This window comes from Streptobacillus canis, from assembly GCF_009733925.1.
GTDB lineage: Bacteria > Fusobacteriota > Fusobacteriia > Fusobacteriales > Leptotrichiaceae > Streptobacillus > Streptobacillus canis.
Genome location: NZ_WOEI01000006.1, coordinates 1 through 22531 on the forward strand (window position 1 = coordinate 1; position 22531 = coordinate 22531).

The following is a 22531-nucleotide window of genomic DNA, read 5'->3' on the forward strand; positions in this document are numbered from 1 at the left end:
AAAATAGTTATACACAGGTAGGAGAAGTATCGGTAGTAGAACAAATGGGAAATGAAGAATATATCTACTTTAAACTAGCAGGATTACAAATGACATGTAGAATGAATGTAGATGGAATAAGTGATACAAACAAACATGGAAGTGAGAGATTCTACTTTGATACGAGTAAAGCACATATCTTTGATATAGAAACAGAAGAAAACATAAGTTTATAGGTGGTGTTTATGAAAAAACCAAAATTTAATAGAGATCAAATTTCATTATATTTAATAATGCTACCATTTATAATATGGTATATGTTATTCATGTTTAAGCCTATGTATGGATTAGTGATAGCATTTAAGGATTACAGTATATTTCAAGGAATAGCGGGTAGTCCGTGGGTAGGATTAAAACATTTTAGAATGTTTTTATCTTCACCTGAATTTTATAGAACATTAAAAAATACATTGATGTTAAATCTATATTCATTACTAATAGAATTTCCATTAGCAATACTTATAGCATTAATGTTAAATGAAGTAAAAAATAAAATATTTAGAAGTTTTGTACAAACAGCTTCATTTATTCCTTATTTCATAGCAATAGTTATTGCAGCAGGTATAACAATAAATATGTTATCACCTAATACAGGAGTAGTAAATATAATATTACAAAAACTTGGATTTGAGAAGATATATTTCTTAATTAAACCGCAATATTTTAGAGGTATATTTGTTGGATTAAATTCATGGAAAAATACAGGGTTTAATGCGATTATATATATAGCTGCACTAACAGCAGTTGATGAGCAACTATATGAAGCAGCTAAAATTGATGGAGCAACAAAATTACAACAATTAATTAATATAACTATACCGAGCATAATGCCAACTATAGTAGTAATGTTAATTTTAAAAATAGGTTCTATGTTAAGCGTAGCTTTTGAGACAGTATTACTTTTATATCAACCAGCAACTTATGAAACAGCTGATGTAATAAGTACATATGTTTATAGAACTGGAGTAATAAATCAAGATTTTGGACTTGCAACAGCAGTAGGATTATTTAATGCTATAGTAGCGATGTTGTTAGTATATACAGCAAATACTATAAGTAAAAAAGTTGCAAATCTAGGAATATGGTAGGAGAGAGCAATGAAAATAAGAATGAGTACGGATGAGAAAATATTTAATGTAATAAATTATTTCTTATTAACAATATTTGCAATAATGTTCCTATATCCAATAGTTTATGTGTTTTCAGCATCTTTTAGTAATCCTTTTTTACTAGAAACAGGACAAGTAACGTTATTTCCAAAAGGATTTACATTAGCTTCATTTATTGCAGCATTTAAAACGGCGGGTATTTGGAGAGCATATGCAAATACAATATTTATTACAGTAGTTGGAACATTAATTAGTATGTTATTTACAATAAGTGGAGCATATGTATTATCAAAACCAGATTTAAAATATAGAAAAGCATTAATAATGCTAGTAGTAGTAACTATGTGGTTTGATCCTGGAATGATACCTAAATATTTAAATTTTAGAGATTTACATATGATAAATACTTATTCAGGAATAATAGTTGGTTTTGCTATTAATACATTCAATGTAATAATATTGAAATCTTTTTTTGAAAGTGTACCAAGATCATTAGAAGAGTCAGCTAGAATAGATGGTGCAAGTCAATTTAAAATTATGACAAGCATTTATCTACCTCTTTCAACATCAGCTATTACAACAGTTTCATTATTTTATGCAATATCACGTTGGAATGGATATTTCTGGACTATGATTTTATTAAGAGATGATGCAAAAGCCCCATTACAAGTATTTGTTAAAAAATTAATAGTTGACAAAATGTCTAGTGGAGAAGCAGCACAATTAATTACACCTGAAAGTGTTACTTCCCCTCAATCAATAATATATGCAATAATAGTAATTTCAGTATTACCAATGTTAATTGCATATCCATTTATACAAAGATTCTTTAGAAAAGGTGTAACTTTAGGAGCAGTAAAAGGATAAAAAAATTAAATAAAAATATATAAGGAGAAAAGATTATGAAAAAATTATTAGCATTAGGTCTTTTAGGACTAGTTTTAGCAAGCTGTGGTAAGAAAGAAGAAGTTACTACAGGACCAAGAGAAACAACAATTTTTGCAATGCACTTAGGAAAAGCTTTAGATCCAAGCTTACCAGTATTTGCAAAAGCAGAAGCAGATACTAATATTAAATTAGTAAACGTTGCATCACAAAACCAAACTGACCAAATCCAAGCATTTAACTTGATGCTTACTGAAGGTAAATTACCAGATATAATTTCATATGAATTATCTGCTGATTTAGAAAATTTAGGAATTGAAGGTGGATTAATCCCGCTTGAAGATTTAATTAACGAACATGCCCCAAATTTAAAGAAATTTTTTGAAGAAAACCCAAGATATAAAAAAGATGCTGTAGCAGTTGATGGACATATCTATATGATACCTAACTACTATGATTACTTTAATTTAAAAGTATCTCAAGGATATTTCATTAGACAAGATTGGTTAGAAAAATTAAATTTACAAGAACCAAGAACAGTTGAAGAATTATATAACACATTAAAGGCGTTTAAAGAACAAGATCCTAACGGAAATGGTAAAAAAGATGAAGTTCCATTCTTTGTAAGAGCAAATAATGTAAGAAAAGTATTAACTTCACTTGTTGATATGTTTAAAGCTTCACCTATATGGTATGAAGAAAATGGTATGGTTAAATATGGACCAGCTCAAGATTCGTTCAAATATGCAATTAAAGAATTAGCTAAATGGTATAAAGAAGGATTAATAGATGAAGAAGTATTTACAAGAGGACTTGAAGGAAGAGATTATTTATTATCTAACAACTTAGGGGGAGCAACAGATGACTGGATAGCTTCAACAAGTGGATACAATCAAAGTTTAGCTGAAAAAATACCTGGATTTAACTTTAAATTAATATTACCGTTTGAACTTAATGGAAACAATAAAACAAGACATGCAAGAACGACTTATTTAGGTGGATGGGGAATTTCTAAAGATGCAAAAGATCCAATTGCATTAATTAAATATTTTGATTATTGGTATTCACCTGAAGGAAGAAGATTATGGAATTTTGGTATAGAAGGATCAGAATATACTTTAGTTGATGGTAAACCAGTATTTACTGATAAAGTACTTAAAAATACAGAAGGAAAAACTCCTTTAGCAGTATTAAGAGAAGTTGGAGCCCAATATAGATTAGGAGCATATCAAGATGCACAATATGAATTAGGATGGGCATCAGAAAGTGCTAAAGAAGGATTTAAATATTACATGGATAATGATGTAGTATTAGATGAATTACCTATCTTAAAATATACTAAAGAAAGATCAAAAGAATTTGTTTCTATAGATACAGCAATTAGAGCAGTTGTTGAGGAAAAAGCACAACAATGGATTTTAGGTTCTGGAGATATAGATGCTGAATGGGATGCTTATATCAAGAGATTACAAGATTTAGGGTTAAGTAAAGCAGAAGAAATTCAAAATGAAGCATTTAAAAACTTTAATAAATAATTCTAAACATTAATAAAGGGGGAAGCAATTCTCCCTTTACTTAAACAATAGAGGTAAATATGTTTAACTATAGTAAAAAATATCGGTATGTTTTATTAAACTTTAAAGTTGATAAATATCTAAAACAAGCAAAAAGAATAATGGATAATAAATTAAATTTTATACACCCTTGGGATATGGAAAGATGTTCTAATTACTATGTAATTCCTGAAGATTGGAATGAGTATGTAAATGAAGATGAAGAATGGATATTTATGAGAAGTAGAATGAACTATTTTGATTCTCTTTTTCTTGCATATGAAAAATATCTTGATAATAAATATTTAGATAGAGTAAAAGAGTTGATTTTTGATTTTATAGATAGACATTCAGAATTAACATATGAATTAAGTACAAGAACTTTAGATAGTGGAATAAGAATTGTAAATATCTTGAGAGCATTAGTATATTTAAAAGAGTTAGGATATTTATTAGAAGAAGAAGAGCTAAAAATAGTAAAACATTTAGATAAAACATGTCTTTATCTTTTTGACTCTTTTGTTGAAAAATATTACCATAGTAATTGGGGATATATACAAATGGTAGGGATATATACTTTTGGTTTGATTTATAAAAAATCATATGCTAAAAAAGCAAAAGAATATATGGAAATTCAACTTAATACTCAAATACTTGCTGATGGACTACATTTAGAAAAATCAATGACTTATCATTATCAGATGCTTATTTATACGATATGGGTGGTAATGATAGAGAAAGAATGTAAGATTAAAGATGATTTTTTCTTAATTTATTTATCTAAAATGACAGATGCAGCAGAAAAATTACATTATCCTAATTTAAAGCAAATTAATTTTGGAGATAGTGATGACGATAATATTGAAGATATATTATCATTGGCTAATGCAATTTTAGGTAGAAAAAGTTTTTATTCATTAAAAGAGACTTCACTCATGTTTGGAGGAACTTATACTGATAATTATAGAAAAATAAATAAAAAAAATAATATGAATGAGTATTATTTAAAAGATAGTGGATATTATCATTTAACAAATAAAAACTATTCTTTTAGTACCTATTTAACTAATATGACATCTGGACATTTACATGTAGATTTATTTCATTTTAACTATTTTAATAAAAAAGAAATATTAGTAGATAATGGAAGATATACATATTTAGAAAATAATGAGTATAGGAATTACTTAAAAAGTGCCCTAGCTCATAATACTTTTATCTTAGATAATAAGGAATTTATACGAATAAAGAATTCTTGGGAATATAATGGAAAATATCCTTTAATTAATCCGATAGACATAATGGAAGATAATGGAGTTAGATGTGTAAGATTAAATGTATTTGATATAGAAAGTAATTCATATTTTGAGAGGAAATTTATATTATTTGAAGAAAATGTGATAATAATAAATAAAATATATTCAAAAGGTAAACATAATTTGAAGATGAGATATCATTTTCACCCTAAAATAGAAATTAATGAATTAGAAGATAAACTTTTATTGAATAAAGGAATATATTTTGAATTAGGAAAATATAGTTTAGAAAAGGGAATATATAGCAGTAAGTATAATGAAAAAAAAGAAAGTAAATTTGTGAATCTAGAATATGATTTTGAGAATGAAATTGAAATTGTACATAAAATTTTAAATAAAGATGTTAAGGTTGAGGTTATAAACACAGATAAAAATATTCTTGCATTTAAGGTATATACAAAAAATATGCAATATATAATATTTACTAAAAATGAAGATAATATAATGAAACAAAATGTTTCATATATTGAAAATAAACCATTTTATAAAAACTTCAAAGTAATAATTGAAAGTAGGAGGTAAAATGAAAAAAATAATAATTTTTTTTGCTCTGATATTAGGAATTTTAAGTTTTACAGGTGAAAATAAAGAAATAGAAGGAATGAAGTTAAAATGGAAAGAATTTCTATTAAGTGTTCCACAAAATATTTCTTTAAAAGAAATATCTATAGCAGATAAAGAAAAAAATATAGAAAAATTAAATAAAAGCTCTAATGATATATTAAATAGAATGACTGTGTATGAAACACAAGATTATGCATTTAAAAATTATAAAGATTTAACAAATGGAGATCATGTACGTAAAACTTTATTAGATGTACAAACATTAATGAAGGCGTATTTAACACCAGGAACAAACGTATATTTAGATAATGAAGTAGAAGAAATGATGAATATGGCACTTGAAATAGTGGCTGAAAAAGGGTATGTAGAAGGTGCTATGGAAAAAGGTAACTGGTGGCACTGGGAAATAGGAATACCTAAAACTTTAAATGAGTTATTAATTATAGGTGAAGGAATAATCAAACAAGAAATTGTAGAAAAATTCTTAAAAGCCTCACATTATTTCCAACCAGATCCAGAATTTTCTGGACTTTCACCTGCAGCAGCAACTTCAACAAATCCAAATAAAAGAGTTTCTACTGGTGGGAATAGAACAGATACTGCATTAGTAACTTATGGTAGAGGAATACTTGAAGGAGATGCTAAAGAAATTAAAAGAGCTATAGATTCAGTAGCAGTTGTGGGTGAATATGTAACTAAAGGAGATGGATTCTATAAAGATTATTCTTTTGTGCAACATGGTAATGTAGCATATAATGGGACATATGGACAAGTATTATTAAATGGATTATCATTATTTATATATTTAACTGGAGGTACTTCATTTGAGGTTGATAATCCAAATATTGCTAATATATATGATGCAATCATTAATGGATATTCATATTTATTAATTAATGGTGGTATAAATGATTCTGTTAATGGGAGATCTATAAGTAGAGATAATTCAAATGATTTAGAAAGAGCAAGAGGAATAATAAATTCATTAGCTTTAATTTCACGTGGTGCAAATAAAGAGTATAAAAGTAAATTAGAATCAGTAGTTAAGAAAGCTATAATTGATAATAATTTTGAATATATGCCTGATTTTGTTAATAATTTAGTTATAAAAAATATATTAAATGAAATAGCGAAAGATGAAAATATAAAAAAAATAAATGTTAATGGAACTAAAGTATTTTCATATATGGATAGAGCAGTTTCTATAGGTGATAATGGATTGAAATTCGTAATATCTATGCATTCTAATAGAATAGCAAATTATGAAACTATGAATAAGGAAAATTTAAAAGGTTGGTATACAGGAGATGGAATGACATATATATATACAAATAATTCATCAGATTTTGTTGAGTATTGGCCAACTATAAATCCTTTAAGATTACCTGGAACTACAGAAAGTATAAATGAAAGAGTTAATTCAACAGGTGAGAGAAGATTAACGAAAGATTTAAGTCCTAAAACTTGGGTTGGAGGGGCTGATAATGGTAGTGAAGCATTTATTGGTATGGATTTCATTTCATGGAATAATTTAACAGAAGCTAAAAAAAGTTACTTATTATTAAATGGTGCTATGGTAGCATTAGGATCTAATATTAAAAGTACTGATGGAGAAATAATTACTATAGTTGATAATAGATTTAATAATGAAAGTGCTAATGAATTAGTATATACACCATTAATGGAAACTAAGATTGAAAAAAATATAGTACAAAAAAAAGGAAATTTTAAAGAAATTGGTGGAAAAAAAACTGATGAAATTAATAAAGAATTTGTTGAATTAATAATAACTCATGGAAATAATCCTAAAAATGAAAAATATGCATATGTTGTTTCTAATAAAGAAGTTAAAGATATTGATATTTTAAGACTTGACGAAGTGGCACATATAGTAAAAAGAGGAAATATTTTAGCAATAAATTCATGGAAATCTGATAAATTAGTAATAGATGGAATACAGTTAAATAATGAACTATCATTAATTAGAAAAATTAATAAAAAAGAAATGTTATTAACTATAGCAGATCCTAATCACAATTTAGAAGAAGCAACTATAGTGTTAGAAGGGAATTATATAGTTAAGGATGATAATGTAGTAGTAGTTAATAAAGATAACAAAACTATATTAACATTTAAATTAGAGAAGAATGGAATTAGTAAAACAATTAAATTAATAAAAGAATAGATAGGTAAAATTATGAAAAATAAATATAATTTAATTTTTCTTTTCGCTGATCAATGGAGAAGAAATGCAGCAGGCTTTGTAGGACAGGAAGACGTAATAACTCCAAATATTGATATATTTTCAAAAGACTCGATAACTTTTACAAATGCTGTTAGTACAGGGCCTTTGTGTTCTCCAAGTAGAGCAAGTATACTTACAGGGACATATCCAGCGACACATGGAGTATGGACTAATTGTAAGACTGGTTTATTTGATGTTTGGTTAAAAGAAGAAGCAATTACAATCACAGATGTTTTAAAAGAAAATGAATATTATATAGGATATATAGGGAAATGGCACTTAGATAATCCTGAAGAAAATATTGAAAAATTACCAAAATCAGGAGCAAGAAATTGGGATGCATTTACACCACCGGGTAAGAAGAGACATGGTATTGATTATTGGTATTCGTATGGGGCATATGATAATCATTTGAAACCACATTATTGGGAAGATTCAAATGAAATGATAGAAGTTGATAAATGGTCAGTTGAACATGAAACAGATAAAGCAATAGAATTTTTAGAAAATAATAAAGAAAGACAATTTGCATTATTTCTATCATGGAATCCACCGCATACACCTTTAGATTTAGTTCCTGAAAAATATGTAAAAATGTATGAGGGGAAAAGACTAAGAGTAAGTGATAATGTAATATTAAATAATGTTATTGATCATACGGAATCAATGCCACAAGCACTTAATTTTACAGAAAGTGAATTTCAAGATACATTAAAAAAATATTATGCTGCAGTAAGTGGTATAGATGAAAATTTTGGAAGACTTATCAAATATTTAAAAGAGAATAATCTTTATGAGAATAGTATTATAGTTCTTACAGCAGATCATGGAGAAATGCTATGCTCACATGGATTATGGAGTAAACATGTATGGTATGAAGAATCAATAGGAATACCTTTTATGATTAAATATGGAGATAATAAAGGAATAAGTGAAAGTGTACTTAGTGGAGTAGATATTATGCCTACATTATTATCATTACTTGAATTAAAAATACCTTCTACTGTAGAAGGTAAAGATTTAAAAGATGTAATTACAAAAAAAGAAGATGATTTAGAAAATACAGCAGTGATTGCAGCATATCCTGGTCAAATAAAAGCAATAGAGAAATTTAATAAAGAAAATTTAAATAATCTAGATTTTGGATGGCGTGCGGTTAGAAGTAAAGATCATACTTTTGTAATTAATAAAGGATATGAACCTGGTAAAGAAATAGAAACATTATTATATGATAATGTCAATGATATTTATCAGATAAATCCTAAAAAAATAAAGGATATTAAAGAAGATGAAATAGCAAGTAAACTAAATGAAATTTTAGTTAAATGGTTAACAGAACACAATGATGGATTTTAAATAAGGAGAAATTATGGAATTATTAAACAAGGTAAGAGAGAAATTTGAAACAGTAGAATTAAAACAAGAGATAATTTATAGAGGTTTACATGAAGCATTAACAAAAGTTGATGAAAATAGTGATGTATTTATAAACCACTTCCCTAGACCATCAAGTGTTAATAATATTTATCCACCTATTTTAAATGGTGGGGAATGGGATGATTGGACTAGTGGATTTTGGACAGGAATTTTATGGTTAGCTCATGAGATTACATTAGAAGAAAAATATAAGAAAATAGCAGATTATCAATTAAAAACATATAAAGAAAGAATAGATAATAATATTGCAGTAGATCATCATGATTTAGGATTTTTATATATTCCTTCAGTAGTTGCTAATTATAAAATAACAAAATCAGAAGTTGCAAAACAAGCAGGAATTAAAGCTGCTGATGTATTAATGAGAAGATATAGAGAAAAAGGTGAATTTATACAAGCATGGGGAGTATTAGATAAACCAGAAGATTATAGACTTATTATAGATTGTAACTTAAATGTTCCATTATTATTCTGGGCAAGTGAAGTTACTGGAGATAATAAATATAGAGAAGTTGCAACAAAACATTTAGAGACAGTTTCTAAAGTAATAGTAAGAGAAAATGGAACTACTTTCCATACTTTTTACTTCGATACAGAAACAGGTAACCCATTAAAAGGAGTTACTGCACAAGGTAAATCAGATGATTCAACTTGGGCAAGAGGTCAAGCATGGGGAGTTTATGGTTTTGCATTAGCATATAGACACTTACAAGATAAAAAATATATAGATTTATACAAAAAAGTTACTAATACTTTTTTAAATAAACTACCAGAAGATGATGTATGTTATTGGGATATGGATTTTAAACCAGAAGATAATGAAGAAAGAGATAGTTCATCATCAGCAATTGCTGCTTGTGGAATACTTGAAATGCATAAATATTTATCAGATGATGATCCCGATAAAGCGATTTACTATAACGCAGCTATGGCAATGATTAAAGCTTTAATTGAAGGATATACAACTAAAGGTATGAATTCTAATGCTTTACTTAAAGAAGCAGTATATTCAAAGCCACATAATAATGGTGTGGGAGAAAGTTGTATATGGGGAGATTATTTCTATATGGAAGCTTTAGTTAGAATTTTAAAACCTGAATGGAATATTTATTGGTAAGGAGAATATTGAATGAGAAATAAATTGATTTTACTTTCGATTTTAGGATTTTTATCACAGGCAAGTGAAAATAATTTTAGTGGATATATAAAAAGTGATTTAAAGTATACTCATAAAATGAGAGAAATTGAATATGATAGTAAGGGTGTAAGAACAGAAGATTTGGTGAAACCTTTAAGTCAAACAATTAATTTTAATTTAGATTCAGGCGGCTATTTATATCAAGGGAAAAATCTTTTTGTATTTGGAGGAGTAGAAACACAGACAAAAAAAGAGGAAAATAAAAAAGATAGTAAATATACTAATTATTATGTAGGAGCAAGAGTTGATGCGCCCGTAAGTGATAATTTTGATTTAAATATATTAATAGCGCATAAAAAAGGTTATGTAATAAATAAAAAATTAGTAGAAAAAGTTAATGGTAAAAATAAAATAGAAAAAGTAGAGAGCAAAAAAGTTTTAGAAAGTGCTGTTAATGAACATATTAAAGTTAAAGATAGAAAAGCAGATCTAAGAGAGAATGGATACAGTTTAGATGTAGATAGAAATAATATTTTTTCTTTAGTATTAAATGGAAGAATAAATAGAAAAACTAGTTTAATTTTAGGTGCAATATATACTAATAAAGATTTTGAAACAGGAACTCATGAATACGAAGCTTTTATTAAAACAAGTGGAAAAATTAATCATAAAACATTTATGAAAACAGATAATACTTATGTAGTTGATAAAGAAAACTATAAAGAATTAGGTGGAGTAAAATCAGAATTTAATTTTGATACTAAGTTAACATCAAAAGTAAATATGAAAAATGATTTAGTTTTAGAAGTTAAGAAAATAAAAGAAATAAATAAATTTGAATTTACTTCAAATAACGAGTATGTAAATACTTTAGTAGATAATTTAAAACTTACAAATAATTTAAAGTATAATACAGTAGTTGATGCAAGAAAAGATGGTAGTATGGTACATAAACCAGAGATTAAATTAGCTGGAGAATATAAAGTTAATAATACAAATTTAAAATTTGAAGTTAACGATAAGTTAGAAGTAGCTCATACTTTTGCAACTAAACCAGAATTAACAACTTTAAAAAATAGATTTGAAACTAAAATAGATGTACAAAATGTTGAGAGTAATTTTGGTAAGAAATTACAATTCAAATATGCATTAAATTATGAAAAAAATAAAGATTTAGTACATGAAGTTTTAGTGGGTCCTAGTTTTTGGTTTAAAGGAGATGATGAAAATCATTCATTAGACTTAAGATATGTTGCGAAAGTTGAAGATAAATTAGATAACAGCATTTTTATTAAAGCATTAAATGAAAAGAAATATAATTTTACAAATACTAATTTAGATTTAAAATTAGAAACATATAATTATACTAATTTTGATACTATTAATACAGTAAAAGAGAAGAATATTTTTAATATTTTCTTGTTAAATCCTAGTTTAAAATTTGTTAATACAGCTAGTAATTTAAAAACAACATTATTTTCTGAACTACAATACTATAATATATACAAAGAAAATAATAATAACTTAGTTAATTCAGTTTCAGCAAAACTTAATTTAGAATTAAGGCATAATACTACTAGAAAGTTAGAAACAGTATTTAATTTAAATAATACATATGGATATAATTTCTTACAACAAGAATATTTCAAAGTTGCAAGAGACTATATTAAAGAATTTGGTGCAGATAAATTTAAAGATAAAGAATACACTGCATTAGATAATTATGTTAAAACATTAGATGCAACTAGACAAGATGCATATATTGCAACTTTAAAAAATGTAGATACAGTTGAAAGTAAAATTAATACTTTACATTCATATAGAATGAATCCTAAATTTTCTTTAGTTATTAAAGAATTACATGGTAAATTACAATTAATACCATATGTAGAAGGAGTATTAGATTTTAAATCATATAGATATAATTCAGCAAATTATGCTAAAGAACTTAAAGAAAAGAAAGATGCTATAAATAAAGCTCATATGGGTTCAGCTGAAAGAAAAGAAAAAAATGAAATCTATCAGGCAGCAATTAAAGATGCAAATGCTAATAAAAATTTTAATTTTAGAAACTTTGAAGGTAGAATAGGAATTAATATTAAATATTCATGGTAATTTAGAATCCTCTAGATTTTTTCTAGAGGATTTTATATAATATAAATAAAATAGGAGGTAATATTATGTATATAACTAAAGGTAAAAGTTTACAAAAATATGAAGTAACTACAGAAACAAATGGATCTGTATATAACATGGACTATAAGAAAGTAGATCCTATAGGAACTAGTCCTGTTGGATTATTAAATTCAGCATTAGTTGGATGTATAATTATGGGTATTAAATCATATTATAACATTATGGGTATAGATGTTAAAGTAGAAGTAGAATCTAGACTTGATGGAATGAATATAGATATGGATATTAATATAGATACAGAAATTAGTGAAGCAGAACTTGAAAGATTACTTGCTTTTGTTGATGAAAAATGTACAGTATCAAGAATGTTATCTAAAGAAGTAAAAGTAATTAAAAATATTAAGGGGATATAATGGAATTTATAATAGAAAATAGTTATTGGGAACTATTCCCTAATTCTAAATTGGGAGTGGTATTAATAAAAAATATAGAGAATAATGCTGAAAGTAATGAAGAAATAAAAAAAATGCTTGAAGAAGCAAATGAAAGTGCAAAAAAATTTTTTGTTAAAGAAACTTTTAGTGAAAATCCAGTGATTAAAGTATGGAGAGACGCTTATCAGAAATTCAAAACTAAAAAAGGTGTAAGATCTTCTATAGAAGCTTTACTTAAAAGAATAGAAAAAGGAAATCCAGTTACAAGTATTAATCCACTTGTAGATATATATAATATTGTATCATTAAAATATGGGATGCCTTGTGGAGCAGAAGATATAGATACTTTTGTAGGTGATTTAAGATTAGGTATTACTGAAGGTAATGATGAGTTTTACTTAATAGGTGAAGAAAATAATAGCCCTACATTACCAGGAGAATTATGTTACAAAGATGATGCAGGAGCAGTATGTAGATGTTTTAACTGGAGAGATGGAAAGAGAACTATGGTAACAGAGAAAACAAGAAATGTATTTCTTGTTATAGAATTAATAGATGAAAAAAGAGAAGAAGAGTTACAAAAAGCATTAGATGAAATAAAAAATAATGTAGAAAAATATTTAGGAGCAACTACAGAATCGCTAATTTTAGATAAGACTATTGAAAAAATAACTATATAAAAATTAATTGATTTTTTATGGATTTAAGGTATAATATATTAAATAATTTATTAAGGAGGAGAAAATGAAAAAAATAATTATAATGTTGATGTTTTTAGTGTTTTCGCTTTTTTCATGTAGTACAGTACCTAAAATATCAGCTGAAGATATTAAAGTAATGACAACAAGAACTTATCAAAAATCCATGAAAGATGTTTATTATGCAACTAGAGATATGATAGTTGAAAAAGAATTTAATATTATCACATCTAATATAGATGATGGATTTATTAAAGGATATACAGAAATTCAAACAAGTGATGAATCATTTAATGTATTGGTAGGCTCGAAAGTATTTAAAAATCTTACCATTGATGCGGTTTTAACTCCGATAGATAATGGAGTTAAAGTTAGACTTTTGGTAAGTGAACAATTTAAAAGTAAGGATGGTATAGGAATTTTAGATGTATTATCATTTAATTTTAAAACATCTAAAGAACATACAACTTTAACACCGATATATAATGTAGAATTATATAATAAATTGTTTGATTTAATTGAAAATAAAATTAATAAATAAAAAGTCTAGTCTAAAACTCTTACAAATATATAGTTTAAAACACTTAGTAGATAATTTTATTTTATTGTAACAATTGAAAAAAATAAAAATGGAGAATTCTAAAAAATAGTATCCTCCATTTTTTTTAATTATTTTAGAACATTATTCTCTGCTTTTTGTATAAACAAATCAAATATTGGTTTAGAATCTTCTAATACTTCTGGATGCCATTGTAATGCAAGTATAAAGTTCTTATTATCCTTATACTTTATAGCCTCTATAATTCCATCACTAGCTTTAGCTATGACTTTAAAGTCATCTGCAAGTTTATCTATAGCTTGATGATGATAAGAATTTACATATATTTCATCTCTTCCATACATATCTTTTAATACATCTTCTATTTGTATAAAATGACTTGGAAGATTAAATCTTGTTTTTTGAGTATGTTGTATTACTTCTTTTTCGTGTTGAGATATATCTTGATAAAGCGTTCCTCCAAAAGTAACATTAAGTAGTTGTAATCCTCTACATATACCAAGTATAGGTTTACCTAATCTAAAGACTTCTTTAATTAACTTCATCTCAAAGACATCTCTTTTTAGTAATGTAGCTCCTAATAGTTTGTGTGGATCTTGTCCATATAGACTAGGAGTAACATCATATCCTCCAGTAACCAAAAGTCCATCTATCATTTCAGCATATTTTCTAATTACTTCAATATTATCATTTACTGGAAGTACTACAGGAACAGCTTCAGATCTAGTTACACTGTTGATATAGCTTTCAGAAATATATGTTTCTCCAAGACCAGAGAAAACACCTTCATTTTCATATCTTAAACTACTAGTAACACCTATTAATACATTCTTCATAATATCACCTCATTAATATAATATATATATTATACAACTTTGATTTAGTTTTGTAAATATATATCACTGGGATGTGTGAAAACACATCCCAGTGATTTTATTTGTATCTCTTCCATGTTTGAGTTTTACCTATTAAAGTTAATCCAGGTAAGTGACCTCTAACTTTTAATGTTCCATTTTCTTGTAATACCATATAGCAGCTATATGTTTTACCAGTTGATGGATCATAAATTTTACCATCTTCATAAGTGTTGTTTGAATCGTTATAAACAAATCCACTTACAAAGTCTATTCCTTCTAAAGTTCTAGATTGTTTTGATTTATCGGGATTATTAACATCTTTTTTTAATTCTCCTTTATCATCAAATCTCTCTGTTAATTGATAAATTTTACCATAAACTTTACCATTCTTTTCATAGATATCCACGATTATTCTATTAGCTCCTGCAGAACTTGTTTCAGTAATCCATCTACCAAAAGCATCTTCCTTTGCAGCCATAGCAAATAGTGGCATTAAAAGAATAGTTAAGAAATAAAAAATTTTCTTCATCTTTCCTCCTTTTTACACCTGAAAAATTGGTGTATAATTAATGATAACAACTATTAAAATTAAAGTCAATAGTATTTTTTTTCAAGGGTAAAGGAATAAAGAAAATACGTTGTTTAACATATGTATATATATTATATATTATATATTATATATTATTGTCATTAATTATTTAAAAAATAAAGGGCAACCTTAAGATATACTGAGCTTGCAACTAATAGAGCTTCTTCATCTATATCAAATTCTTGATGATGATGTGCTCTAGTAGTGTATGGTTTGCTTTCATTTCTACTTCCTATTCTAGCAAAACATCCTTTTGTTACAGCTAAATAATCTGCAAAATCTTCAGCCCCTAATGTTTTTGGCACATTAGTAATAATATTATCTATTCCTATTAAATCTTTTACAGCTTCTATTGAAATATCAATAGCTTCGTCATTATTTATTAATGGATTAGCTGCGTTATAGTTTTCAAATGCTGCCTCACAATTATGTATTTTAGCTGTTAATTTAGCAATTTCTTCAACCTTAGCTAGAATATATTCTCTAGTTTCATAATCAAATGCCCTTACTGTTCCTTCGATATATGCATCATTTGCAATGATATTGTATCTAGTTCCAGCATTTAAAACACCTATTCCTACAACTCCTTCTTTTAATGGATCTAGTTGTCTTGCAATAATATTTTGTAATGCAACTACTATATTACTTGCTGCAACTAATGCATCTTTACCTTTGTGAGGTGCACAAACATGTGCACTCTCACCTTTAACAAATATTTTAAAGATGTCACAAGAAGCATTAGCTGGACCTTTTGTTAATCCGACCTTCCCTACATCTATAGAGGAATCTAAGTGTATACCAAATGATAGATCTACATCATCAAGATGTCCTTCTTTTACAAAAATTTTTGCTCCTCTTCCAATTTCTTCTGCTTGTTGAAAAGCAAATTTAATTGTACCAGAAAATTTATCTCTATTTTTATTTAGTATTAAACAAGTAGTAAGAAGAGATGTAGCATGTCCATCATGTCCACATGCGTGAGATAACCCTTTTATTTTTGAAGTGTACTCACATTCTTTTTTATCTTCTATTTCTAAGGCATCAATATCAGATCTTAGAAATATTGTTTTATTTTTCTCTTCTTTTTCACCTTTGATTATAGCCAGTGTTCCTGTTTCACCAACTTTAACAAATTCAATGTTGTTTTCTTTTAATATATCCTGAATAAATTTAGCTGTGTTATATTCTTTTAAACTTGGTTCAGGATGTTGATGTAAAAATCTTCTATTATTTATCGTAAATTCTCTATATTTTTCTACTTCATTTTTAATATTCATCTATATCACCTTTTTACCAGGCAGTAACTGAACTACCTTTGCTTATTCTATCTATAATTTCTTTTACTTCATCTGTTTGGAAAGCTTTAACTATTTTTTTGTATACTTCATTATCTTTATCTTCTTCTCTAGCAACAATAATATTTATATATGGTTTAGATTTCTCATCTATTTTTTCTAAGAATATTGCATCTACAGTAGGAGTTAATCCACTATCCACAGCAACTCCATTATTAATTACAGCTGCAGCAACATCTTGTAATGATCTTGCAGTTTGTGATGCATCAACTGGAACTATATTTAAATTCTTAGGATTTCCTTCTACATCTTTAGGAGTAGGGAATTCTTCAGCATCAGCCTTAAGTGTAATTAATCCAGCACTAACTAATAGGTTAATCGCTCTAGCTTGGTTAGTTACATCATTAGGTATGATAATAGTATCACCATCTACTAATTCTTCAACGTTCTTAATTTTGTTAGAGTATAGACCTATAGGAGCTATAACTGTATCCCCTATTGGAGTTAAATTAGCATTCTTTTCTTTATTATAGTTTGCTAAAAATATTCTGTGTTGGAATGCATTTAAATCTATGTCTCCATTTAATAGAGCATCATTTGGTTGGTTATAGTCTGAAAATTTAACTATTTCTAATTCAATATTTTCTTTAATTAATACTTCTTTTAAATAATCCCAAGTTTCTGATGTAGAACCTACAACACCAATTTTAACCTTAGTTACATCACTTTTAACTTCTTCTTTTTTATTACCGCAAGATAATAAGACAAATCCTAATACAAATACTACTAATCCTTTTAATATATTTTTTAACATAATTTTTCCTCCTAAATTTTAATGACTTATTCTTTTAATTATTTTATTACCTACATATTGTATGAAAAATACTAATAATAATATTATAGCTGTGGCAACTATAGTAATATCATTTCTATATCTATAATATCCTTGAGATATTGCAAGATTACCTAGTCCTCCACCTCCAACAGCACCTGCCATTGTAGTAAGTGAAAGTAAACTAATTAGTGTTAATTGACTTACCCTTATTAATCCTGGCAATCCTTCCTTTAAATATACATGTAATATTATTTGAAGTTTAGAATATCCCATAGATTTGGCTGCTTCAATTATCCCTTTATCAACTTCAAGTAGTGCATTTTCAACTTGTCTTGAATAAAATGGAATACATGCAAATACTAAAGGTACAATTGCAGCAGTAGAACCTATAGTTGTACCAACTATAAATCTAGTTACATTTGAAAGTAGAGCTATTAGTATGATAAATGGGATAGATCTAGAAATATTTACTATTTTATCTAAAACAGAATATACTTTTTTGTTTTCTAATAATCCACCATCTTGAAATAGTATAAGTATAACTCCAAGTATTATTCCTAAAACACCTGCTATAATTGCAGCAACAACTGTCATATATATAGTTAACTTAGTTTCTACCCAAAAATCATGACGAATATTGTACGCATTTTCAAAATACTTAAACATAATTTATTACTCCTTTCTCTAATTTAATTTCTGTGATTAAAGCTCCAACACTTTCTAAGTAATTTACAGCTTCATATATATTCTCACCTTCAAAAACTATTATTAGATTACCAAGAGGTTTTTTAGATATGAATTCTATATTACCCCATAGTATATTTGAAATTATCCCATATTTGATATATATGTTATTTATCAATGGTTCAGTAGAGATATCTCCAACATAAGTAAGTTTAAATAATTTCTTATTTTCACCTGTTTCAAGATTTAATCTGTGTAGAGAATCTATTAATCCTTCGTTATTATGTATAGAATTAATAAACTTTTGTGTAATTTCTTTTTGTGGATTAGAGAATATTTCAAATACTGTACCTCTTTCTACTATTTCTCCTTTTTCCATTATTGCTACTTTATTACATATCTCTTTAATAACTCCCATCTCGTGAGTAATTATTACTATAGTAATTCCGATTTCTTCATTAACTCTTTTAAGTAATTTAAGTATTTGTTGAGTTGTTTGAGGATCTAGTGCTGAAGTAGCTTCATCACATAAAAGAATTTCAGGATCGTTAGCCAATGCTCTTGCAATAGCAACTCTTTGTTTTTGTCCACCTGATAGTTCAGATGGATAGTTATTTTCCTTATCTTCTAGATCAACTAGTTTAAGTAATTTTCTAGCTTTTTCCTTTTTCTCAGCCTTAGATAAATTACTATTTCTTAAGCTGAAAGTAACATTATCTATGACATTTAAGGAGTTAAGAAGATTGAAATGTTGAAATATCATAGCAATTTTCTCTCTATATTTTCTTAATTCCTTTTCTTTTAGATTAGTGATGTTGGTATTATTAATAACCACATTACCATTACTAACATTTTGTAATAGGTTAATGGTTCTAACTAGAGTACTCTTACCTGCACCACTAAATCCAACTATACCATAAATATCTCCTTTATCTATTTCTAAATCTACATTATTAACAGCTTTAAAGCCGTTAAAATCAACACTAATATTGTTAAGTTTAATCATATTACTCCTTTCATTTGCAAAAAAAAACAGGCACCTGTGTGCCTGTTAAAGATTCAGTAGTGTTAGGCACACGCGAAAAAGCTTGTGCCCTTTTGGCCAAGCTTATGTGTGCATCATCATAACATTAACTACTACTAAATTTTTCATATATATTTCCTCCAATTTTTTATTTATGCATATATTAGCATAGGAAAAAAATTTTTTCAAATATATAATATAGATTCTATTATATATTCTGCTAATGTATCGAAAAGTGAAATGAAAGATAAAAGAGAATTTTAGCTTTCAAATAAAAGGAGTTAAAAATAATTTAAAGTTAAAATATAGTAAATTTTTTATTGCAAAATACATTTGCTTTGTGATATAATTAACTTTGTAAACTTATTGAAAGGAGATGTATGATATTTTTATCATACAGAAGAATTTTATGAAAGTAATTATTGCAGGAACTGGAGCTATGGGAGCAACATATGGTTCTATGTTAAAAAAATCTGGACATGATGTAACGTTCTTAGATTTATGGCAAGAAAATATTGATGCTATTAATAATAATGGTATCAAATTTACAAATATTGGAGTTGAAGAAAATATAGAAGCTAAAGCGTATATTCCTTCTAACTACAATGAAACTGCAGATTTAATAATAGTGTTTACTAAATCTATGCAATTAAAAGAAATGTTAAATGATATTAAACATTTAATATCAGAAAAAACTAATGTATTATGTCTATTAAATGGTTTAGGACATATAGATACATTAAAAGAATTTGTTAAACCTGAACAAATCTTAATGGGAGTTACAGTTTTAACTGCTGGAATGAAAGGTCCTGGTATGTTTGAAGTAACTAACTATGGTAAAACAGAAATTCAAAACATTTCTGAAAATGGAAGAGAAAATGCATTAAAAGTTGTAGAATGCATTAACAATTCAGGATTACCTACAGTATATTCTGAAGATATCTTGTTCTCAATTTGGAGAAAAGCATGTATTAATGGAACTATGAATGCATGTTGTGCACTACTTGATTGTAACATGTTACAATTAGGTAAAATTGAAAAATCAAGAGAACTTTTAGGAAGAATAGTTGAAGAATTTGCAGCTATTGCTAAAAAAGAAGGAACAACTTTAAATGTTGAAGAAATAACAAATCTAGTTTGTTGGTTCACAACAGAAGAATTTCAAGGAGTTAAACATTATCCTTCTATGCATCAAGATTTAATTCAAAAAAGAAGATTAACAGAAATAGATTATTTAAATGGATATGTATCTAGAAAAGGTAAAGAATATGGAATAGATACTAGTTTCTGTGATTTAATAACTATTTTAGTTCACGGTAGAGAAAGTGTATTAATTGGAGGATAATAAACAAATGAAAGATATGACTATGAAACAATTTATAATGAAAGTATTAAACGGAACTGCTATAGGTATAGTTGTTGGTTTAATACCAAATGCTGTACTTGGAGGATTATTTAAATACCTTGCAGCATACCATCCAGTATTTGGAACTATGGCTCAAGTAGTTGCAGATATTCAATGGTTAGTAGCACCTATGATAGGATTCTTAGTAGGGTTACAATTTGGATTTAATCCTATGAAATCAGCTATTATCATGTCAGCTACATGGATAGCTTCTGGAGCTTTAGTTAGATTACCTGACGGTATGTTAAAAATAGGATTAGGAGATTTAATTAACGTTATGTTAGTTGCAGGTATTGCGGCTTATGTTACTATGTTACTTGGTGAAAAATTAGGATCACTTACTATAGTATTACAACCAATTATAGTTGGAGCTGGGGTAGGGTTCTTAGGACTATTAATGTTACCTTATGTACAAAAAATTTCAACAGCTATAGGAACAGGAATTAACTCATTCACTACATTACAACCAGTATTAATGTGTATCTTAATTGCTATGTCATTTGCAGTATTAATAGTTTCACCTATTTCTACAGTTGCTATAGGTATAGCTATAGGACTTTCAGGTCTTGCTAGTGGAGCAGCTAATATTGGAGTTGCAGCAACTGCAGCAGTATTAGTTATTGGATCATGGAAAGTAAATAAAGCTGGAGTTACAATAGCAGTTGGTATGGGTGGTATGAAAATGATGATGCCTAACTTAGTTAGAAATCCTATAATGTTATTACCTATACTTACTACATCAGCTGTAGCTGGTTTAACTGTAAGAATTTTAGGAATTACTGGAGATAAAATAAGTTCAGGATTTGGATTTGTAGGACTAGTAGGACCTATTAAAGCTATGAGTGAATATGCAGCAGCAGGAATTACGGGAGCAACAGCTTTAATATATGTAATCATTGCCTATTTCGTAGTACCATTTGGAGTAGCTTTAATATCACATATTGTATATACTAAAGTATTAAAAGTATATTCGCCAGAAATATATAAATTTGAAAACTAATAAATATGGCAGCTTATGCTGCCTTTTTCTTTGTGTTAATATATGGTATAATTTAAGGGGTGATAATTATGATAAATAAAGACTGTGATGTAGTAGAAGGAAAAAATAGATTTAGATATAGGGTTGCAGGATTAATTATTAAAGATGATAAATGTCTATTTATAACTAGTGAAAGCTTAAAGTATATTTATACTTTAGGCGGAGGAGTTAAGATAGGAGAAAGTTCAGAAGAAGCAATAATTAGAGAAGTATATGAAGAATTAGGTGTTAAATGTAAAGTAGTAAGACTAGCAGCGATAATAGAAAATTTCTTTATTGGAACTATTGGAGTAATAAAAGATGATAGATGTCATGCTTTAGAATTTTACTATATATTAAATGTAGAGGAAGAAGAACTGGAAGCTAAATCTATAAACATGGATGGAGATCTTGAGGAAGTGAGATGGTTAGATATTAATAATTTAGAAAATTTTGATGTTAGACCTGCTGTACTTAAAAATAGAATTACAGAAATAATAAATAGTAAAGAAGTAATACATATTATTAATAAAAAAATGTAGTAAAAATAAAGTTTTGAGATAAGTTTAAAAAAAATCTAGCAAAAAATGTAAAAAAATACAAAAAAAGCTAGATTTTTTAGATTAAATGTGATATACTAACTAAGTTAGCAAGGTGAATTGCTAGAAATTATAGGTCGAAGTGCGCCTTATTTCTTTGCACTTAAGAGGT

Annotated in this window: 20 protein-coding genes and 1 pseudogene; 15 read left to right on the forward strand and 6 right to left on the reverse strand. The window is 27.0% G+C overall.

What is annotated here, in order from left to right; all coding sequences use genetic code 11:
- The 12 genes and pseudogenes from GM111_RS08160 to GM111_RS02710 all read left to right on the forward strand — a co-directional run.
- Positions 1-215 (forward strand): annotated as a pseudogene (locus GM111_RS08160) (sugar ABC transporter ATP-binding protein); the annotation flags it as partial.
- Positions 216-224: 9 nt separating this feature from the next.
- The gene (locus tag GM111_RS02660; protein WP_156299343.1) at positions 225-1127 is read left to right on the forward strand and encodes an ABC transporter permease; all 903 of its coding nucleotides are present in this window, start codon (positions 225-227) and stop codon (positions 1125-1127) included.
- A 9-nt stretch (positions 1128-1136) separates the two neighbouring features.
- Entirely contained in the window at positions 1137-2015 is an 879-nt protein-coding gene (locus tag GM111_RS02665; RefSeq protein WP_156299344.1) for a carbohydrate ABC transporter permease, read from the forward strand.
- A gap of 35 nt (positions 2016-2050) precedes the next feature.
- Entirely contained in the window at positions 2051-3568 is a 1518-nt protein-coding gene (locus GM111_RS02670; protein WP_156299345.1) for an extracellular solute-binding protein, read from the forward strand.
- A 59-nt stretch (positions 3569-3627) separates the two neighbouring features.
- Complete coding sequence (locus GM111_RS02675) at positions 3628-5424, forward strand: heparinase II/III domain-containing protein (RefSeq protein ID WP_156299346.1); 1797 nt, start codon at positions 3628-3630, stop codon at positions 5422-5424.
- 1 nt (position 5425) lies between these two features.
- Positions 5426-7651: a polysaccharide lyase 8 family protein gene (locus tag GM111_RS02680; protein ID WP_156299347.1), complete on the forward strand. Its 2226-nt coding sequence runs from the start codon at positions 5426-5428 to the stop codon at positions 7649-7651.
- Between the two features lie 12 nt (positions 7652-7663).
- Positions 7664-9067: a sulfatase family protein gene (locus GM111_RS02685; RefSeq protein ID WP_156299348.1), complete on the forward strand. Its 1404-nt coding sequence runs from the start codon at positions 7664-7666 to the stop codon at positions 9065-9067.
- Positions 9068-9080: 13 nt separating this feature from the next.
- Entirely contained in the window at positions 9081-10265 is a 1185-nt protein-coding gene (locus tag GM111_RS02690) for a glycoside hydrolase family 88 protein (protein WP_156299349.1), read from the forward strand.
- Positions 10266-10277: 12 nt separating this feature from the next.
- On the forward strand, positions 10278-12401 hold the full coding sequence (locus GM111_RS02695) for a hypothetical protein (protein ID WP_156299350.1): 2124 nt from the start codon (positions 10278-10280) through the stop codon (positions 12399-12401).
- A gap of 65 nt (positions 12402-12466) precedes the next feature.
- Complete coding sequence (locus tag GM111_RS02700) at positions 12467-12835, forward strand: OsmC family protein (protein WP_156299351.1); 369 nt, start codon at positions 12467-12469, stop codon at positions 12833-12835.
- Entirely contained in the window at positions 12835-13536 is a 702-nt protein-coding gene (locus GM111_RS02705; RefSeq protein WP_156299352.1) for a B3/B4 domain-containing protein, read from the forward strand. Before GM111_RS02700 ends, GM111_RS02705 begins: the two co-directional genes overlap by 1 nt.
- A 64-nt stretch (positions 13537-13600) precedes the next feature.
- Positions 13601-14095: a hypothetical protein gene (locus GM111_RS02710; RefSeq protein WP_156299353.1), complete on the forward strand. Its 495-nt coding sequence runs from the start codon at positions 13601-13603 to the stop codon at positions 14093-14095.
- A gap of 128 nt (positions 14096-14223) precedes the next feature.
- Here GM111_RS02710 and GM111_RS02715 read toward each other — a convergent pair whose 3' ends face one another.
- The 6 genes from GM111_RS02715 to GM111_RS02740 all read right to left on the reverse strand — a co-directional run bounded on the left by GM111_RS02715 (position 14224) and on the right by GM111_RS02740 (position 19379).
- Positions 14224-14949 carry a gamma-glutamyl-gamma-aminobutyrate hydrolase family protein gene (locus GM111_RS02715; RefSeq protein ID WP_156299354.1) on the reverse strand — a complete coding sequence of 242 codons (726 nt, stop codon included), beginning with the start codon at positions 14947-14949 and terminating at the stop codon, positions 14224-14226.
- Positions 14950-15046: 97 nt separating this feature from the next.
- Entirely contained in the window at positions 15047-15499 is a 453-nt protein-coding gene (locus GM111_RS02720; RefSeq protein WP_156299355.1) for a DUF2147 domain-containing protein, read from the reverse strand.
- Positions 15500-15660: 161 nt separating this feature from the next.
- Positions 15661-16836, reverse strand: coding sequence for a M20 metallopeptidase family protein (locus tag GM111_RS02725; protein WP_156299356.1), 1176 nt, complete (start codon positions 16834-16836; stop codon positions 15661-15663).
- Positions 16837-16849: 13 nt separating this feature from the next.
- Positions 16850-17668 carry a MetQ/NlpA family ABC transporter substrate-binding protein gene (locus GM111_RS02730; protein WP_156299357.1) on the reverse strand — a complete coding sequence of 273 codons (819 nt, stop codon included), beginning with the start codon at positions 17666-17668 and terminating at the stop codon, positions 16850-16852.
- Between the two features lie 18 nt (positions 17669-17686).
- Positions 17687-18355 carry a methionine ABC transporter permease gene (locus tag GM111_RS02735; RefSeq protein ID WP_156299358.1) on the reverse strand — a complete coding sequence of 223 codons (669 nt, stop codon included), beginning with the start codon at positions 18353-18355 and terminating at the stop codon, positions 17687-17689.
- A complete protein-coding gene (locus GM111_RS02740) occupies positions 18348-19379 on the reverse strand; it encodes a methionine ABC transporter ATP-binding protein (RefSeq protein ID WP_156299359.1) in 1032 nt (343 codons plus the stop codon). The genes GM111_RS02735 and GM111_RS02740 overlap by 8 nt, the downstream gene beginning before the upstream one ends.
- Before the next feature lie 427 nt (positions 19380-19806).
- Between GM111_RS02740 and GM111_RS02745 the strand changes: the two genes are divergently transcribed.
- The 3 genes from GM111_RS02745 to GM111_RS02755 all read left to right on the forward strand — a co-directional run bounded on the left by GM111_RS02745 (position 19807) and on the right by GM111_RS02755 (position 22362).
- Complete coding sequence (locus tag GM111_RS02745) at positions 19807-20742, forward strand: 2-dehydropantoate 2-reductase (RefSeq protein ID WP_156299360.1); 936 nt, start codon at positions 19807-19809, stop codon at positions 20740-20742.
- 7 nt (positions 20743-20749) lie between these two features.
- Positions 20750-21802, forward strand: coding sequence for a PTS transporter subunit IIC (locus GM111_RS02750; protein ID WP_156299361.1), 1053 nt, complete (start codon positions 20750-20752; stop codon positions 21800-21802).
- A 68-nt stretch (positions 21803-21870) separates the two neighbouring features.
- Positions 21871-22362 carry an NUDIX hydrolase gene (locus GM111_RS02755; RefSeq protein ID WP_156299362.1) on the forward strand — a complete coding sequence of 164 codons (492 nt, stop codon included), beginning with the start codon at positions 21871-21873 and terminating at the stop codon, positions 22360-22362.
- Positions 22363-22531: the final 169 nt, after the last annotated feature.

Coding starts and splice junctions, on each gene's coding strand:
- GM111_RS02660 (WP_156299343.1), top strand. CDS start 225: ATGAAAAAACCAAAATTTAATAGAGATCAAATTTCATTATATTTAATA.
- GM111_RS02665 (WP_156299344.1), top strand. CDS start 1,137: ATGAAAATAAGAATGAGTACGGATGAGAAAATATTTAATGTAATAAAT.
- GM111_RS02670 (WP_156299345.1), top strand. CDS start 2,051: ATGAAAAAATTATTAGCATTAGGTCTTTTAGGACTAGTTTTAGCAAGC.
- GM111_RS02675 (WP_156299346.1), top strand. CDS start 3,628: ATGTTTAACTATAGTAAAAAATATCGGTATGTTTTATTAAACTTTAAA.
- GM111_RS02680 (WP_156299347.1), top strand. CDS start 5,426: ATGAAAAAAATAATAATTTTTTTTGCTCTGATATTAGGAATTTTAAGT.
- GM111_RS02685 (WP_156299348.1), top strand. CDS start 7,664: ATGAAAAATAAATATAATTTAATTTTTCTTTTCGCTGATCAATGGAGA.
- GM111_RS02690 (WP_156299349.1), top strand. CDS start 9,081: ATGGAATTATTAAACAAGGTAAGAGAGAAATTTGAAACAGTAGAATTA.
- GM111_RS02695 (WP_156299350.1), top strand. CDS start 10,278: ATGAGAAATAAATTGATTTTACTTTCGATTTTAGGATTTTTATCACAG.
- GM111_RS02700 (WP_156299351.1), top strand. CDS start 12,467: ATGTATATAACTAAAGGTAAAAGTTTACAAAAATATGAAGTAACTACA.
- GM111_RS02705 (WP_156299352.1), top strand. CDS start 12,835: ATGGAATTTATAATAGAAAATAGTTATTGGGAACTATTCCCTAATTCT.
- GM111_RS02710 (WP_156299353.1), top strand. CDS start 13,601: ATGAAAAAAATAATTATAATGTTGATGTTTTTAGTGTTTTCGCTTTTT.
- GM111_RS02715 (WP_156299354.1), bottom strand. CDS start 14,949: ATGAAGAATGTATTAATAGGTGTTACTAGTAGTTTAAGATATGAAAAT.
- GM111_RS02720 (WP_156299355.1), bottom strand. CDS start 15,499: ATGAAGAAAATTTTTTATTTCTTAACTATTCTTTTAATGCCACTATTT.
- GM111_RS02725 (WP_156299356.1), bottom strand. CDS start 16,836: ATGAATATTAAAAATGAAGTAGAAAAATATAGAGAATTTACGATAAAT.
- GM111_RS02730 (WP_156299357.1), bottom strand. CDS start 17,668: ATGTTAAAAAATATATTAAAAGGATTAGTAGTATTTGTATTAGGATTT.
- GM111_RS02735 (WP_156299358.1), bottom strand. CDS start 18,355: ATGTTTAAGTATTTTGAAAATGCGTACAATATTCGTCATGATTTTTGG.
- GM111_RS02740 (WP_156299359.1), bottom strand. CDS start 19,379: ATGATTAAACTTAACAATATTAGTGTTGATTTTAACGGCTTTAAAGCT.
- GM111_RS02745 (WP_156299360.1), top strand. CDS start 19,807: ATGAAAGTAATTATTGCAGGAACTGGAGCTATGGGAGCAACATATGGT.
- GM111_RS02750 (WP_156299361.1), top strand. CDS start 20,750: ATGAAAGATATGACTATGAAACAATTTATAATGAAAGTATTAAACGGA.
- GM111_RS02755 (WP_156299362.1), top strand. CDS start 21,871: ATGATAAATAAAGACTGTGATGTAGTAGAAGGAAAAAATAGATTTAGA.